Genomic DNA, 15,285 nt, shown 5'->3' on the forward strand with positions numbered 1-15,285 from the left:
CACCCAGCTTCGCACCGCAGGGTTGTTGCAGCAACGGCGCGATCGCGGTCCCTCGACCGGCGACGCATTCGACCGACAAGGAGTTGTGCCGATGTCAGAGCCCACCTCACCGCCTCCGGTGCCCCGCCCGCAGTCCGCGGCCGAGCCGGATCAGACCTGGGGAGCGCCGCAGACCGCACCACCGGCCACCTGGTCCACGAAGCGGTCGCTGGCCGCGGTCGGAATCGCGGTGGTCATCGCCGCCGCGGGTGGCGGGATCGTCTACGCGGCAACCCATTCCAGTGGTAACGGCAACGGCCACGGGCCGGGTGGTGGCCCCGGCATGAGCTGGGGCGGCGGGCACAATTCCGCCGGACCCGGTGGGATGAACTCCGCCGGACCGGGTGGAATGGACTCCGCCGGGCCGAGCCTGCACGGTCAGTTCGTGATCTCCGACGGCAACGGCGGCTACACCACGGAGCTCACCCAGACCGGAACCGTCACGGCGGTATCGGACACCTCCATCACCGCCAAGAGCGCCGACGACTTCAGCCAGACCTACACCCTCGCCGACAGCACCCGGAAATCCGCGGTGAAGGTCGGTGACACCGTGCGCATCCAGGCCACCCAGGCGAACGGCACCGCGACCGCCACCACGGTCACCAGCGGCACGGAATCCGGGCCGATGGCCGACGGCGGTGCCGGACGGATGAGCCGACCCGGCGCGATGATCCCGGGCGGTCCCGGCCAGAACGGCAATGCTCCCGGGCAGAACGCCGGGCCCGGGATGGCCCCACCGGTGGACGGGGCGGCGCCGAATCAGCCCGGCAACTGATTTCACAGCCGGTACCCACCTCGCACCCACTGCCGCCCCACATCGGTGCGCGAGTGTAGACGTATCGCCCGGCCGCACGCCGACGGCGAAACCACAAGTACAAGAACACTTTTCACGTTCCACACAGTGAGGAATCCCCCATGTCCGTGAAGTCTAGAATCGCGAAGATCACCGCCGCGAGCGCGTTGACAGTCGGAATCGTCGGCCTGGGCGCCGGCATCGCGAGCGCACAGCCCGCCCAGCAGCCGGCCCCGCAGCAGCAACAGCAGCAGAACGACCAGCGCCCGCAGAACGATTCCAACCGTAACGACCAGGATCGCAACAATCAGGACCGGCACGACCAGGATCGCCACGATCAGAATCGCCAGCCCGCCGGACACGGCTTCTGGTTCTTCGGCACCTGGATTCCGCTGCCCTGATCCACCAGCCGTCGGCGGCACCCCTCGAACACCGCCGACCGGGGCGCGCCGCGTGTGCGCGGCGCGGCGCGCCCTCCCCTCAGCACCCCGAACCCGATTCCCGCACACCTCTGGCAAACTGAGGGAATGGCCGGCGATGTGGTGATCGTTCCGATGGGGCTCGGACATTTGCGGCAAGTGCTGGATCTGGGATACGAGGTCTTCGACACGGCGGCGAAGCCGTATACGTCGTGGTCGCTGACCTCGGTCGCCGAACATCTCGACTCGGCGGACGAGGCGTGCTGGGTCGCTCTGGATTCGGACCGCGTGGTGGGGTTCGTACTCGGGTCGATGGAGTTCGAATTACGCGACGACTGGGGATATCTGGAATGGATCGCCGTGGCGCCCGACATGCAGGGGCGTGGCGTGGCCCGGCGACTGGTCGACGTCTGTTCGGCGGCGCTGTTCGCACGCGGGGCCCGGCGCATCGTCACCGATGTGGAGCAGAGCAATACCGCCTCGGCCACCCTCATGACCCGCAGCGGGTTCACCGCGGCGACCTCCGTGACATTGTTCGTGCGGCCGAATCCCGATGAGCCGGAACACGATTCGGACGCGCCGCTGCCACCGGTCTCCCCCGGAACCAAACGCGCGCTGATCCGGCGGGGCAGACTCGCGGGAGACAACCGCCCGGCGCGCTGACCCCGCTCCCGGCGGATCCGGTGCGAGCACGGCCGACCACCTCAGCCGGACGAGACGGCGTCCTCATAAGCGCGCAGTGTCGCTATCACCAGGGCGCGCTGCTCGTCGGTCAACGGTCCCAGCGCGGCGCGCCAGCCACGGTCCGCGGCGCCGAGCCAGTCCGCCACGGCCGTTCGATGCGCATCGGCGATGGCGACGAGGGTGCGCCGGCGGTCGTTCGCGTCGGTGCTGCGCTCCAGAACGCCCTGACGGCCGAGATCGCTGATCATCAGGCTCACGGTCGTGGGCGCCACCTCGAGACGCCGCGCCAGTTCGTTCACCGTGAGCGGACCGTCGAAGAGCACATACGTCAGCAACGACAGATGCCGCGGCGCCAAATCGAACGATCGCAGCGCCTCGGGAACCGGCAGCCGCTTGGCCCGGCCGACGAGCCGCGGCATGAGCAGCACCATGGCCCGGACACTGTCGTCCAGAGTGAGACCACGCTCCGTTGACATACCTCTCTCCCTCTAATACCTTTGTATTCAAAGCTAAATGAGCGGATGCGCCCCATCGTCCCACGGAGCGAAGGCGCGACCCGAACACAGGAGAGTCGATGACCGGATCAGCCACACGCTTGCGCGCCCTGACCATCGGATTGCATCCGAAAGCCTTGGACTACAGCCGCTTCCCCGATCTGGACGAAGCGCAACTCACCGCCAGGGTCACCGCGGCCAACGCCGCATTGCGCAACACCGAGTTCGACATCACACCCTGCCTGGTTCCCGCCGCGCCGGAAGAGGCCGAGACCGACATTCGCGAACTACTGGCGAAACAATCGTTCGACCTGGTCATGGTGGGTGGCGCCGTGCGAGCCGTCCCCGAGCACACCCTGCTGTTCGAGCGCATCGTCAATCTCGTCGCCGCCGCGGCGCCGGGAATCCGGTTCTGCTTCAACACGTCCCCCGAGACCACCCTCGACGCCCTGCGCAGAGCCGCCGCGGCCGCGTGAGGACCGCGCGCGCCGGATCGGCACCGATGGACCGGACTCAACCCGCCGATGGATGTGTCGCGGCGACGACCTCCGGTCGCGCCGGGCCCGCCGCGGCCTCCTTGCGCACCACTCGCACCAGCAGGTAGTTGACGATCGGAATGACCAGCTCGACCGGCGTCATCAGCACATAGAACCAATTGGGCTGCCCGGTTGCCACCCAGGCCAGCAGGCGCGCCAGACCGCCCGCGAAGAAGATCGCGCCGAGCAGATCGATCGCGGTCGCCTTGCGCTCCACGTCGCGCGCACACCACATCACCGCCAGCCCATAGGCGCCGAACAGCACCGCGTAGAAGCGCATATCGGAATCGATGGTGGCGTTCACCGGACCGCCGCCGATGATGCTCGCGGTACCGAAGAACAAGTGCGCCACCGCGATTCCCACGCACACCACACCGAAGACAAGCAACCAGATCTGCAGTACTCGTCGCATACCGACCCCTATTAGACGGTTGTTGAATAAGATTCACGGTAGGCCGCCGGGCGCAGGCGCGTCAACCCGGATCGCGCCTACGATGACCAGATGCCCAGCCGACGCCGCCTGACCCCCGCGCAGCGCCGCGACGAACTCCTCGACATCGGCGAGCAAGTGTTCGGCGAACGGGCCTACGACGACATCGCGATGGAGGAGATCGCCGCCCGCGCCGAGGTCTCGCGCGCGCTGATGTACCACTACTTCCCCACCAAGGGACAGTTCTTCGCCGCGATCTGGCACCGCGCGCACGACCGCTTGTCCGGGGAACTCCACCTCGAGCCCGACCGGCCGGTGCGTACCGCGGTCTACACCGCGCTGACGGCCCACCTGGACTTCTACCGCGCCCACCTGCCACTGGTCCTCATCGCCAATCGCAGTGCGCTGGCAACCGATCCGGCCGTGCGCGACCCGGTCGTGGCGGAACTACACGCCCTGTGCGATCAGATCCTCGACGCCTGCGGGGCCACCGGTCACCGTCGCGACCTGGCCGGCACGGCGCTGCACGGCTGGATCGCCTTCATCCGCGAGGTGACCATCGAATGGCTTGCCCACGAACGCATCTCACGCGACGAGGTACTGCGGATCTGCATGGCCACCCTGGACGCCACCGCCGGCGCCCAACTCGACCTGACCGCACCACCCCACTGATCCGCCGGAATTCGGCCGGCCGGCACCCGCGCCGCCCCGACACCACGGCCCGGCCGGCGGGCGCCGACCAGGGCCCACAGCTCCCGCCCCGACGGTTCAGGTGAACAGCCGGGCGCGGGCAGCGGTCAAGGCCACCGCCGCCGCCGCATCGGCTGTCCCCTCATCCACCTGCTCGCCGGTGATCAGAACCCGGAAATATATCGGCGCCACCACCGTTTTGATCAGCTCGGCCGGATCGGTGCCGTCCGGGAGCTCACCTCGATCGACCGCACGCGTCACGACCGGAAGCGTCTGCCGAATCCGATCGCGGAAGACATGCCGAGCGGAGTTCGGCGGGGCGGGCAGGCCGGCGGTGGTGGACACCATGACGGCCAGGACCGCACGGCCGGACGGACTGTTGGTCCATGCCACGACACTGCGCGCGAGGGCGCGCAGATCCTCGTCGACCGAACCGGCGTCGGGAATGGGAATTTCGGCGGCGACGCTCTCCGCCAGCGCGTCCGCGATCAGGGCCTCACGGTCGGGCCATCGCCGGTAGACGGTGGTTTTGTGTACGCCGGTGCGGTGGGCGACATTCTCGATCGTGAATGCGGCATACCCGCGCTCGCTCAGCTCGTCGATGGTTGCGGCGAGCACGGCGGAGCGGACCTTCGGTCCACGACCCAGCGGGGCGGACGGACACATTGCAACTCCTAGTTGCGATATAGGCGATGAGCGGGCATGCTGACACTATCGCAACCAACTGTTGCGATATTCAGATCGGAGTATCGATGCCATCGAAGTCCATCCGGGCCGCCGCGGTGCTGTTTCCCGGACTGCTGGCCGGCGCGTTCGGATACGGCGCCGTGAACGTGCTCTACGCGTTTCGCGAGGTCCCCCTGGACGTCCGGTTCACCTTCCACACCGCCCTCATGCGGGTCAACGGGCCGGTCATGCAGTCGTTGATGGCCCTCGCGGTGCTGAGCACCCTGCTGCTCGCGCTGCGGTCCACGGCGCGACAGCGCTGGATCGCCGCGAGCGCCGCGGCACTGGCGGTCACCTCGTTCCTGGTGACCCGATTCGGGAACGTGCCGATCAACCAGCAGATCAAACGCTGGGCCGTGAGCACCCCGCCCGATGACTACGCCGAGATCCTGCGGCGCTGGGAGCTGTTCCACTTCACCCGGACCGGATGCGCCCTGGTGGCTTTCGCCCTGGCGATCACAGTGGTGATCGGGTTCACCGGCGAAACTCACACCAGCACAACCGATTCCACGCCCAGCCGCCGACTGTCCGGCAGATAGGAAGGATGCCACATGCCGCAACCATCGATCGGACCGGTCACCGCCCGAACATTCGGAATCCTTGCCGACGGCGCATTCAAAGTGCTGCTGGCCGGCGTCTACGCCCTCGGCGCCGGACCACTGAGTCATCGGCTCGCGGTGCCACCGTGGCTGTTGATCGTGTGCGGGGCAGCCCTGCTCGTAGGAGGGGTGAGTGAACTCGGGTATCTCCGCAGCCGGCCGGTGAGCGCATACCTGCCGCTCATGATCGCCTACGACAGCGGCTGGGTGGCGGTGACCGTCGCGGCCCTGCTCCTGGCCCGGCAGGACACCCGGTGGGCCGCAGAGCTGTGGATCGGCTATCAGACGCTGGCTCCCCTCGCCTTCGCCGCAGTACTTGCCGCGAGACCCCGGACCGCCGCCATGGTCGGCTGATCGGCCGATTCGGCGCCTACCTCCGCGAAAGCCGATCGAAAATCACACTCGCCGTTCCGAATCCGAGTGCGGTGAGCCCGGCGCACCACAGCACGCCGAGGGCGGCGCCGCCTCCCACTCCGGTCGAATTCAGCAGACCCCGCACGGTGTCGACCACCGGGGTGGCGGGCTGGTAGTCGGCGAAGCCCCGCAGCCAGCCGGGCATGGTCTCGGTGCGGACGAACGCGCTGCTGATGTACGGGATGAACATGATCGCGTAGGTCATGCCCCCGGCCGCCTCGGGGTTCTTGGCCACCAGCCCCAGTGCGACCGCGATCCACGAGATCGCCACCACGAACAGCACGATCATGGCCAGGGCGCCCAGCCAGCCGAGGAGGTTCGCCTGCGGCCGGTAGCCGAGGACCGCCGCCACGGCCACCGCGATCGCGATGGCGGCGAGGTTGCGTGCCACCCCCTCGCCCACATGCCCGGCGAGGATCGCCTGACGGAACATCGGCAACGTCCGGAAGCGGTCGATACTGCCCTTGGTCATATCGGCGGAGACCGCGGTGGCGGTGATGGAGGCGCCGAACCCGGTGCACAGCAACATGATTCCGGGCACCACGTAGTCCAGGTACGAGCCGCCGACCTCGATCGCACCGCCGAAGACGTAGGTGAACAGCATCATCACCAGGATCGGCATCAGCAGTGAGATGACCAGCGTGTCCGGGCTGCGCAGGGTGTGGCGGGCACAGCGCCGGAACATGACCGCCGAATCGGCGGCGACCGCTCTCACCGGGCGGACGCCTCGACGATATCGGCGGCCCGCGCGGCGGCACCCTCGGTGCGCAGCGTGCTCGCGAACTGCGCCGAGCGTTCCCGCCGTCCGGGTTCGAACAGCGCCGACACTCCGCGTACCAGCCGTTCGGTGCCGAGTTCGGTGAAGCGCAGATGCGCACCCAGCCCGAGTCGTTCGACCTGAGCGCCCCACATCGGCTGCTCGAACGACACCGAGCACACCAGGGTCGGCAAACCGGCGCGCAGTCCTTCGAACAGGGTGCCGATCCCGCCGTGGTGCACCGCGGCCGCACACTGCGGAAACACCAGATCGAAGGCGAACGGGCCGACCACCTTCACCGCCGAATCCGATTGCGCCCCAGACGCTTGCATTCCCGCCCAGCCCGCACTCACCAGCGCGCGCACGCCGAGCCGCGCGGTCACCTCGTGCACCATCGCCAGGACGGCGTCGGGATTGCGGATGGGCATACTGCCGAATCCGAAGAACACCGGCGGCGCACCCGCGGCCACCCACTCCAGGATGTCGGTGTGATCGTCGCCGAGCTCGCCGATCGCCCGGCGGGTGTCCTGGTCCAGCGTGAGGAATCCGGTGAAGGGGCGACGCTCGTCCCACTGCTCGGCGAGACCGGGAACCAGTGCGGGATCGTAGATCTGCACCTCCGGAACCCGCCGGCGCGCCAGCTCGGCGGCGATACTCGCCCGCGATGCCGGCAGCCCCAGCAGCGTGCGCAGATCGTTGAGATAGCGCATGAACACGACTCGGCGCAGATTCTCCGCCACCGCCCAGGTCACGCGGTTGACCGCGGCGGGCGGAGCCCAGCTCGGGGGCAGCGCGCCCGGAAAGGGATAGGCGCCGTTGGCCCGTGCCGGGTAATAGTGCAGGCTCACCAGCCCCACATCCATCGCCTCGGCGACCGATGCGGCCCGATCCTCGGTGACCGTGGTCGCCACGATCAGATCGGCGCCGGTGCACACCTCGACGACCTCACGGTTCATCCGATCCGCGTAATCGGCCATCTGCCGCGCGACCAGCTGCATCAGCCGCAACGTATTGCCCGCGACCAGTGCCCGCTGGCCCTCCTCGGAAGAGTAGAGCTGCTGGATGTCGGGTCCGCACGGTTGCGCGGCCAGTCCGGCCGAGGTGGTGAAGCCGACCAGATTCGGCGGCGCGCCGAGCACCACGTCGTGTCCACGGCGCTGCAGTTCGAGGCCCAGGGCCAGAACCGGCTGCACATCGCCGCGGGTACCGGTCAGCGGAATGGCGATTTTCACCGCGTCACCGCCCGGTGAACAGTCGAAACCGGAAGCGTCATGTCGAGTTATCTTCCCTTTCGCCGCGAGCGCAACACTTTCGGCCGAAAAACCCGATGAAGAAAATATGGGCTCTCAGACAGTCGAGCACGTGGGTATCGTCCCGAGCGTGCACATCGCCATGTTCATGGACTATCACCCGACGACGCTCGGCGGGGTGCAGACCGCCGTCGCGGCACTGCGCCGCGGACTCGAGCGCGCCGGACACCGGGTGACGGTGTTCGCCGCGCCACTTCCGGCCGCACCCACCGATCCGGACACGGATGTGGTGGAGCTGGCGCCGCTGGCGGGAGCGGTGGTGAACGGCTTCCCGATGGTGCTGCCCACCGCTCGCAACGCCGCACTCATCGATGCCGCCTTCGCCGCCCGCGGCCCGATCGACGTGGTACACACCCACACCACCTACGGTGTCGCGATCGCCGGGATGAAAGCCGCGCGGCGGCACCGTATTCCACTGGTACACACCGCGCAGAGCCGCGACGACGCCTTCATCGAGAACACCTCGCCCGCCCCGTATCTGTCGGCGCTGGCGCTGCGCACCCTGCACGGCCGCTTCATCGATCATCCCGCCGTGCCGGATCGCCCGGAGAGCCGCGCGGCGCGACACGCCTGGCACACGATCGTGGGGCAGGCACAGGTGGCCGATCGGGTGATCGCGCCGACCCGGCATTTCGCGGATCTGCTGCTCGCCCACGGGCTCACCCGGCCCGTGCGGGTGATCTCCAACGGCGTCGACGACGCCCTGATCGACGGCACACCGCCCGACCGCGCCGGACATGATCGCCGCACCGATACCGCCGCACCGCTGCGGTTGATCTGGTGCGGGCGACTGTCGGCGGAGAAGCGTCTGCTCGAATCGATCGACGCCGTCCGGCGCGTCACCGACTGCACGCTCGACATCTACGGCGAGGGCGACCTGTCCGACCGCGCCGCCGCCACCATCACCGACCACGGCCTCGGTGACCGCATCACCCTGCACGGCCGGGTGTCCCAGCAGCGCTGCCTCGACGCCATGGCCGCCGCCGATGCCCTGCTGTTCCCGTCCATGGGCTTCGACACCCAGGGCATGGTGCTGCTGGAAGCGGTCGCGATGGGCCTGCCGGTCGTCTATTGCGATCCCGATCTCGCCGAATCCGTCCCCGCCGGAGCCGGTCTGCGCGCCGCCGACCCCTCGCCCGCGGCACTCGCCGAGGCCGTCGGCACGCTGGCGAGCGACCGTACCCGGGTCGCGGCCCTGCACACCGAGATGGCCCGCCACCGCGATTCGGTCCGGCAGTCGCGGACCGTCGAAGCGATCGTGGAGGTCTACCGGCAGGCCCGCGCCGATACCGATCCGAGCCCGCATCCGGATGTGCCGCAACGACTGTCCGAGGTGCCGACCGCACCCGGTGCGCTGCCGCTGATCGGCCACAGTCTGGCGGCTCTGCGCGACGCACCCGGCTTCGTCACCTCACTCGCCGATCTCGGACCGATCGTGCGCATCCGATTCGGCCGCAAGACCGGCTATCTGCTGACCACGCCGGAACTGGTGCGCGAGGTGGGCCTGGGCGAGGCCGACCTCAACCGCGACGATCTGCGGGAGGCGATCGCCGATGTCGCGGGCGGTTCGGTCAATGTGCTGCGCGGCGCCGAGCACAAACTGCGCCGCCGGATGATCGCGCCCGCGCTGCGCCAGACCCGGCTGGCCGAATACACGATCACGGCGGCGGAACTGGCCGACACCTGGTCGGCGGGCCTCCCGTCGGGCACCCGGGTGGATCTGATGGACGAGGCGCACGGCCTGATTCTCGACACCGTGTCCTCCACCCTGTTCACCGCCGAATTCAGCGATCCGGTCCGCCGCCGCATCCGCGACAATGTGCCGTGGCTGCTCAGCCAGGTCATCCTGCGCACCGCGCTGCCACCGCAGATTCGCCGGCTGCGGCTGATCGCGAATGCGCGCTGGCGGCACAAGGCCCGCGCACTACGTTCCGAGATCGGCGCCGCGGTCATCGAATACCGCCGCCGCGACGAGGACTTCGACGATGTGGTCTCCGCGCTGATCCGTCACACCGATCCCGAGACCGGCGCACAGCTGTCGGACGAGCACATCATCGACGAGGCCATTCTGATGCTGGCCGGCGGTGTGGGGTCGATGGCATCGCTGACCGGCTGGCTGTGGCACGAGGTGATGCGCCGCCCCGCGATCGCCGAGCGGCTCTACGCCGAACTCGACGATGTGGTGGGGCCCGGCCCGGTCCGGGCCGATCACATCGGAAAGCTCAGCTACCTGAAACAGGTTGTCTCGGAAACACTTCGGTTCTGGGGTCCGTGGATCAGCGCCGGCAACGCCTCCGGGCCGGTCACCATCGGCGGACTCACCATCCCCGACGGCACCGCGATCATGTTCAGCCCCTATCTGATCCAGCACGACAAGCGGCATTTCCCGAATCCGGAGGCCTTCGATCCGGACCGCTGGTCACCCGAACGCGCCGAGGACATCGACAAGAAGGCCAATCTGTCCTTCGGTGTGGGCCGCCGCCGCTGTCTCGGCGATCATTTCGCGCTGCTCGAGATCACCCTGGCCTCGGCGGCGCTGCTGGCCCGCTGGCGCCCGGAACCCGATCCGGGTCACGTCGTGCGCGCCTCGAACCGGGACTTCGTCCTGTCCCCCTCGGCAATTCCGGTGACCCTGCGCCGCCGGGAGGGCTAACGGCGGCGCAGCAGCACTCCGCGCACGAATGCCGCCTGGCCGGAGTGCTGGATATCGTCGTCGACCACGCTGATCAAACGCACGCCGAGAGTGACCGGCGGATCCCAGCGGGTGTCGACGACGCGCGGCAGATCGGCATCGGTGAGCCCGCCGACGTAGTCGACCGTGCGCTCGTGGACCGCGTCGTAATAGCCCAGCAGGAGCTCGGCGGTGACACCGTCCAGTGCCGCCACCTCGTCGGGGCCGTCACCGTAGCCGGTGGCCGCGTCGTCGAAGGGCAGATCGAAACGGCGGGCCCAGCCTCCGGTCGTCCACACCTGCTCGGTTCCGGCGACATCGGCGACGTGGTCGTCCTGCACGCGGGTCAGATGCCAGATCAGCCAGGCGATGGAATTGGCGCCCGGGTCCAGCCGGGCGGCCAGTTCCTCCGGGGTGAGCCCGGCAACCGCCCCGTGCACGTTCTCCTCGATTCGCCCGAAGGCATCCACCAGTAGATCAGCACTCGTCATATCGATATACGAACATGCGTGGTTCCCGGATTTCATCCCGGCGCGCGGAAAGGATGTGCCGGCAGTCGATCATCGCCGGTATGTTTCTGTCCGGTCCTGCTACCCTGGTCGTCGGTCCGATAACGGGCACTCGGCCGAGCGGCTGCGAAGTCTCTTGTCCTGCAACCGATGTGAGGTGACGCTGTGCGGTCGTACCGGCAGCGGATTCCTTCTTCGCGCTAGACGGTTCATTCTCTGGAGTCACATCTTTGACCACACCACGTTCTGCACTCACCGTAGTTCCCGGCGGCTCCGCCGGCTGCCCCGTCCAGCACCTGGGATCACCCGTCGACACCGACGGCCCCCGAATCCTGCTGGACACACCCGGATTTGCTGCCGATCCGCACGGCACCTACCGGGACATGCGGCAACGCTACGGTTCGCTGGTGCCGATCGAATTGTCGCCGGGCGTACCGGCGACGCTGGTCATCGGGTATCACACCGCGCTGCGAATCCTCAACGACCCGGAGCATTTCCCGGCCGATCCGCGCTTCTGGCAGGGCACCGTTCCCGCGGACTGCCCATTGCTGCCGATGATGCAGTGGTATCCGAACGCGCTGCGCAACGCCGGGAACGCACATCTGCGCTACCGGCAGGCCTACACCGCCGCCATCGACGGCATCGACCTGCACGCCCTGCACACCACGGTCGAGAAGATCGCCATCCCGCTGATCAACGACTTCTGCCAGACCGGCACCGCGGACCTGGTGTCCCAGTACGCGTTCCCGTTGGCCTTCGACGCGATCAACCGCATGGTCGGATGCTCCGCGGAGCTGGGACAGCGCGTGGCCACCGGCATGGCCGCACTGTTCGACAACGTGAACCCCGCCTGGGGAATGGACCATTTGAGCCAGGCGCTGATGGAACTGGTCCAGCTGCGTCGCGCCTCCCCCGGCGATGACGTCACCTCGCGAATGGCCCACCATCCGGCCAAACTCACCGACGAGGAGATGCTCTACAACCTGATCAGCTTCTACGGCGCCGGTATCGAACCGCAGCAGAACCTGATCTCCAACACCCTGCTGCTGATGATCACCGATCATCGTTTCGGCGGTGGCATGCTCGGCGGCAGTCTGTCCACGCGCGACGCGCTGGACGAGGTGCTGTTCAAGGATCCGCCGCTGGCCAACTACGCGATCACCTATCCGCGCCAGCCGATTCTCATCGACAATGCCTGGCTGCCCGCCAATCAGCCGGTGGTGATCAGCCTGTCGGCCTGCAACAACGATCCGGTCATCGGCGGCGGCGACCGCACCGGCAATCGGTCACACCTGGCCTGGAGTGCCGGTCCCCATGCCTGCCCGGCCCGGTCGGTGGCGTATCTGGTCGTGCAGGACGCCATCGACCAGCTGCTCGACGCGCTGCCGGAGATGCGCCTCGCGGTCGATCAGAATGAGCTCAGCTGGCGCCCCGGACCTTTCCACCGCGCCATGGCAGCGCTGCCGGTCACCTTCCCCGCATCACCTCCGTTGAATCTGGTGTAGAAGGAGCCCTTTCGATGACAGTCGAACCACTGGTACTCGATCTGACCGGTGCCGATATCCATGCCGAGAACGAGCGCATCCGCGCCCGTGGGCCGGTCGCGCTGGTGGAACTACCGGGCGGGGTTCCGGCCTGGTCGGTCACCGATGCGGTGGTGCTCGAGAGTCTGCTGTCGGATTCGCGGGTGTCCAAGGATCCGCGGCAGCACTGGTCGGCCTACATGAACGGCGACATCAACGAATCGTGGCCGCTGCAGCCGTGGGTGGCCGCGCAGAACATGTTCACCGCCTACGGTCCCGACCATCGGCGGCTGCGCAAGCTCGTATCGCCCGCGTTCACCAACCGGCGCACCGCCGAGATGCGGCCGCGGATCGAGGCCATCGTCGAGGATCTGCTCGAGCGCCTGGGCTCGATGGCGCCCGGCGAGGTCGTCGATCTACGCCCGAACTACGCCTATCCGGTACCGATCCGGGTCATCAGCGAATTGCTGGGCGTGCCCGAACATCTCGATGCCGACATCCATGCCTGTGTGGACGGCTTCTTCGACACCTCGTTCACGCCGGAGCAGGCGCAGGCCAACTTCATCGAAATGGGCCGTCTCATCGGCGAACTGGTGGCCCACCGGCGCGAGCACCCCGGTGACGACATCACCAGTGTGCTGATCGCCAACCGCGAAGAGGACGGTTCGCGGCTGTCGGAGACCGAACTGGTCGACACCTTGATGCTGGTGATCAACGCCGGCCACGAGACGACACAGAACCTGATCGACCAGGCCGTCGTCGCGATGCTCACCCATCCGCGGCAGCGCGCCGATGTCGTCTCCGGTCGCGTGCCGTGGGCGGAGCTGATCGAGGAGTCGCTGCGGCACCAGGCGCCGATCGCCCATCTCCCGCTGCGCTACGCGGTCGACGACATCGCGGTCGGCGAGACCGTCATCGGCAAGGGTGAGGCGATCCTCGCCTCCTACGCCGCCGCCTGCCGCGACCCACGACTGCACGGCGAGAGCGCCGCCGAATTCGATGTGCACCGGAAGAACAAGGAGCACATCGCCTTCGGCCACGGGGCCCATCACTGCCTGGGCGCTCCCCTGGCGCGGATGGAAGCCGCCATCGCCCTGCCCGCGCTCTTCGAACGTTTCCCCGGCCTGCGCCTGGCGGTGGATCCGGCCGAACTCAGGCCCCTGGGCAGCTTCCTGTCCAACGGCCACATCTCGATCCCGGTGTATCTATAGTCCTTGCACGCGAACGCGGTCCCGCGCCCCGGCACCGAGCCGCGTTCGCCTGTGGTGTGACAGTCCGAGGCGCGGACGGGGTCGGCGGATCAGGAGGTCGTGACCAATGGGGTACTCGCGCGTGCGCAATCTGTCACATCCGTTGTCGACGACGCGGGTGTCACTGTTCCCCGGCGACCCGCCACCGCGTATCGAGACCGTGAACACGCTCGCCGACGACGGCTTCCTGCTGCGTACCGTGACCGTCGGCGAACACACCGGAACCCATTGGGGCGCACCGGCGCACTTCACCGCGGGCGCCGCCACGGCCGATCGGCTCGATGCCGAGGACTTCGTACTGCCCGCGGTGGTGCTCGACATCGCGGGACGGGCGGCGCACGATCGCGATTGCCTGCTGACCGTCGAGGATCTGCTGGCATGGCAGGATCGCCACGGCCCGTTCCCCGCCGAGGCCGCGGTCCTGCTGCACACCGGCTGGGACAAGTACTGGGGCACAGCCGATTTCAGCGGGATGGACGCCAGCGGAAGACTGCACCACCCGGGCTTCTCGGCGGCGGCGGTGCGATGGTTGCTCGACCGGGGCGTGCTGGGCAGGCGTGGAGCGCTGGGCACCGACACCTTCGGCCCGGATGCCGGGATCGACGACACCTTCCGGGTATCGAAGATGCTGTACCGCGAGCACCGCCTCAGTCTGGAGATACTCACCGGCCTCGCGGATCTGCCCGCCCGCGACTTCACCGTCGTGGTGGGCGGATTCATCACCGAACAGGGCTCGGGATCACCCGCGACGATCTACGCGCTGCTCGACCGCTGACCGCGCGGGGTCCGCGGTACGCCGGCCGGGCACCACTCGTGCGCCTGGGTCATGGTGTCTCCCGGTGCTGTTCGATGTGTTCCGGGCGGCTGTCGACATAGCGGCGAAAGGGGATCAGCGCATCCTCGCCGAGGTGCGGACCGGAGACCTCGATCTCGGCGTCACTGGCGGCGATCACCTGCGAACACCGCAGGTCGAATCGCGGATGCCCGCCGATGATCGCGCCGAAATCGGGTTCGGCGGCGGCGAAGACGATCCGGGTGATACCCGCCCAGACCATGGCCGCGGCACACATCGGGCACGGCTCACCGCTGGCGTAGACCGTGCCGCCGGCCAGATCCGCGACCAGACCGGCATCGGTGGCATGGGCGATCGCGGTGAGTTCGGCATGGGCGGTGATCACGCCCGACTCGGCCACCTCGTTGCGCCCCTCCGCCAGCACGACACCGCCGGAAGTGGCGATGACCGCACCGAACGGACGATTCCCACGACGCCCCGCCTCCTCGGCGAGTGCGAGCGTCCGGCGTAGTAGTTCGTTGTCGCGGCTCATCGCTGTCCTCGATTCTGGGTGCGCAGGATCGTGACGATAGCGGTCCGCCCGTGCCGCCGGGCGCTGTCGAGTGCGGTGTGTCCGGATCCGTCGCGAACCGATCAGCGGGCTCCGGC

Annotated in this window: 18 protein-coding genes; 11 read left to right on the plus strand and 7 right to left on the minus strand. The window is 68.2% G+C overall.

Going from position 1 to position 15,285, the window contains the following annotated elements:
* Window positions 1-91: 91 nt before the first annotated feature.
* The 3 genes from AB0L57_RS30245 to AB0L57_RS30255 all read left to right on the plus strand — a co-directional run bounded on the left by AB0L57_RS30245 (window position 92) and on the right by AB0L57_RS30255 (window position 1,914).
* Window positions 92-814: a hypothetical protein gene (locus AB0L57_RS30245; protein ID WP_364969413.1), complete on the plus strand. Its 723-nt coding sequence runs from the start codon at window positions 92-94 to the stop codon at window positions 812-814.
* 140 nt (window positions 815-954) lie between these two features.
* Window positions 955-1,233: a hypothetical protein gene (locus tag AB0L57_RS30250; RefSeq protein WP_364969416.1), complete on the plus strand. Its 279-nt coding sequence runs from the start codon at window positions 955-957 to the stop codon at window positions 1,231-1,233.
* A 126-nt stretch (window positions 1,234-1,359) separates the two neighbouring features.
* Window positions 1,360-1,914, plus strand: a complete 555-nt coding sequence (locus tag AB0L57_RS30255) for a GNAT family N-acetyltransferase (RefSeq protein WP_364969419.1) — start codon at window positions 1,360-1,362, stop codon at window positions 1,912-1,914.
* A 41-nt stretch (window positions 1,915-1,955) separates the two neighbouring features.
* On the opposite strand, the gene AB0L57_RS30260 is transcribed toward AB0L57_RS30255, so the two are convergent.
* Window positions 1,956-2,411 carry a MarR family winged helix-turn-helix transcriptional regulator gene (locus tag AB0L57_RS30260; protein ID WP_364969421.1) on the minus strand — a complete coding sequence of 152 codons (456 nt, stop codon included), beginning with the start codon at window positions 2,409-2,411 and terminating at the stop codon, window positions 1,956-1,958.
* 98 nt (window positions 2,412-2,509) lie between these two features.
* Here AB0L57_RS30260 and AB0L57_RS30265 point away from each other — a divergent pair, with 98 nt between their 5' ends.
* The gene (locus AB0L57_RS30265; protein ID WP_364969424.1) at window positions 2,510-2,905 is read left to right on the plus strand and encodes a hypothetical protein; all 396 of its coding nucleotides are present in this window, start codon (window positions 2,510-2,512) and stop codon (window positions 2,903-2,905) included.
* 37 nt (window positions 2,906-2,942) lie between these two features.
* Here the strand turns inward: AB0L57_RS30265 and AB0L57_RS30270 are convergent, their stop codons facing one another.
* Window positions 2,943-3,377 (minus strand): DUF4345 domain-containing protein, encoded by a 435-nt coding sequence (locus AB0L57_RS30270; protein ID WP_364969426.1) that lies wholly within the window; start codon window positions 3,375-3,377, stop codon window positions 2,943-2,945.
* Window positions 3,378-3,467: 90 nt separating this feature from the next.
* Here AB0L57_RS30270 and AB0L57_RS30275 point away from each other — a divergent pair, with 90 nt between their 5' ends.
* Entirely contained in the window at window positions 3,468-4,067 is a 600-nt protein-coding gene (locus tag AB0L57_RS30275; protein ID WP_364969428.1) for a TetR/AcrR family transcriptional regulator, read from the plus strand.
* 96 nt (window positions 4,068-4,163) lie between these two features.
* Here the strand turns inward: AB0L57_RS30275 and AB0L57_RS30280 are convergent, their stop codons facing one another.
* Window positions 4,164-4,751 carry a TetR/AcrR family transcriptional regulator gene (locus AB0L57_RS30280; protein ID WP_364969430.1) on the minus strand — a complete coding sequence of 196 codons (588 nt, stop codon included), beginning with the start codon at window positions 4,749-4,751 and terminating at the stop codon, window positions 4,164-4,166.
* Window positions 4,752-4,837: 86 nt separating this feature from the next.
* Between AB0L57_RS30280 and AB0L57_RS30285 the strand changes: the two genes are divergently transcribed.
* Window positions 4,838-5,350 carry a DUF1772 domain-containing protein gene (locus AB0L57_RS30285; RefSeq protein WP_364969432.1) on the plus strand — a complete coding sequence of 171 codons (513 nt, stop codon included), beginning with the start codon at window positions 4,838-4,840 and terminating at the stop codon, window positions 5,348-5,350.
* 12 nt (window positions 5,351-5,362) lie between these two features.
* On the plus strand, window positions 5,363-5,764 hold the full coding sequence (locus tag AB0L57_RS30290) for a hypothetical protein (protein WP_364969435.1): 402 nt from the start codon (window positions 5,363-5,365) through the stop codon (window positions 5,762-5,764).
* A gap of 16 nt (window positions 5,765-5,780) precedes the next feature.
* Here the strand turns inward: AB0L57_RS30290 and AB0L57_RS30295 are convergent, their stop codons facing one another.
* On the minus strand, window positions 5,781-6,539 hold the full coding sequence (locus tag AB0L57_RS30295; protein ID WP_364969438.1) for an ABC transporter permease: 759 nt from the start codon (window positions 6,537-6,539) through the stop codon (window positions 5,781-5,783).
* Window positions 6,536-7,813 (minus strand): glycosyltransferase, encoded by a 1,278-nt coding sequence (locus AB0L57_RS30300; RefSeq protein ID WP_364969441.1) that lies wholly within the window; start codon window positions 7,811-7,813, stop codon window positions 6,536-6,538. Before AB0L57_RS30300 ends, AB0L57_RS30295 begins: the two co-directional genes overlap by 4 nt.
* Window positions 7,814-7,919: 106 nt before the next feature.
* Between AB0L57_RS30300 and AB0L57_RS30305 the strand changes: the two genes are divergently transcribed.
* Window positions 7,920-10,544 (plus strand): cytochrome P450, encoded by a 2,625-nt coding sequence (locus tag AB0L57_RS30305; RefSeq protein WP_364969443.1) that lies wholly within the window; start codon window positions 7,920-7,922, stop codon window positions 10,542-10,544.
* On the opposite strand, the gene AB0L57_RS30310 is transcribed toward AB0L57_RS30305, so the two are convergent.
* Window positions 10,541-11,053: a DUF664 domain-containing protein gene (locus tag AB0L57_RS30310; RefSeq protein ID WP_364969446.1), complete on the minus strand. Its 513-nt coding sequence runs from the start codon at window positions 11,051-11,053 to the stop codon at window positions 10,541-10,543. The two genes, AB0L57_RS30305 and AB0L57_RS30310, sit on opposite strands and share 4 nt — an antisense overlap.
* 248 nt (window positions 11,054-11,301) lie before the next feature.
* On the opposite strand from AB0L57_RS30310, the gene AB0L57_RS30315 reads away from it, so the two are divergent.
* The 3 genes from AB0L57_RS30315 to AB0L57_RS30325 all read left to right on the plus strand — a co-directional run bounded on the left by AB0L57_RS30315 (window position 11,302) and on the right by AB0L57_RS30325 (window position 14,619).
* Window positions 11,302-12,576 carry a cytochrome P450 gene (locus tag AB0L57_RS30315; RefSeq protein ID WP_364969449.1) on the plus strand — a complete coding sequence of 425 codons (1,275 nt, stop codon included), beginning with the start codon at window positions 11,302-11,304 and terminating at the stop codon, window positions 12,574-12,576.
* 14 nt (window positions 12,577-12,590) lie between these two features.
* Window positions 12,591-13,805: a cytochrome P450 gene (locus AB0L57_RS30320; RefSeq protein WP_364969452.1), complete on the plus strand. Its 1,215-nt coding sequence runs from the start codon at window positions 12,591-12,593 to the stop codon at window positions 13,803-13,805.
* A 106-nt stretch (window positions 13,806-13,911) separates the two neighbouring features.
* Window positions 13,912-14,619, plus strand: a complete 708-nt coding sequence (locus AB0L57_RS30325) for a cyclase family protein (protein WP_364969455.1) — start codon at window positions 13,912-13,914, stop codon at window positions 14,617-14,619.
* Window positions 14,620-14,668: 49 nt separating this feature from the next.
* Here AB0L57_RS30325 and AB0L57_RS30330 read toward each other — a convergent pair whose 3' ends face one another.
* Window positions 14,669-15,169 (minus strand): nucleoside deaminase, encoded by a 501-nt coding sequence (locus tag AB0L57_RS30330; RefSeq protein WP_364969458.1) that lies wholly within the window; start codon window positions 15,167-15,169, stop codon window positions 14,669-14,671.
* Between the last annotated feature and the right edge of the window lie 116 nt (window positions 15,170-15,285).

This window comes from Nocardia sp. NPDC052254 (assembly GCF_040679495.1).
Classification (GTDB): Bacteria; Actinomycetota; Actinomycetes; order Mycobacteriales; family Mycobacteriaceae; genus Nocardia.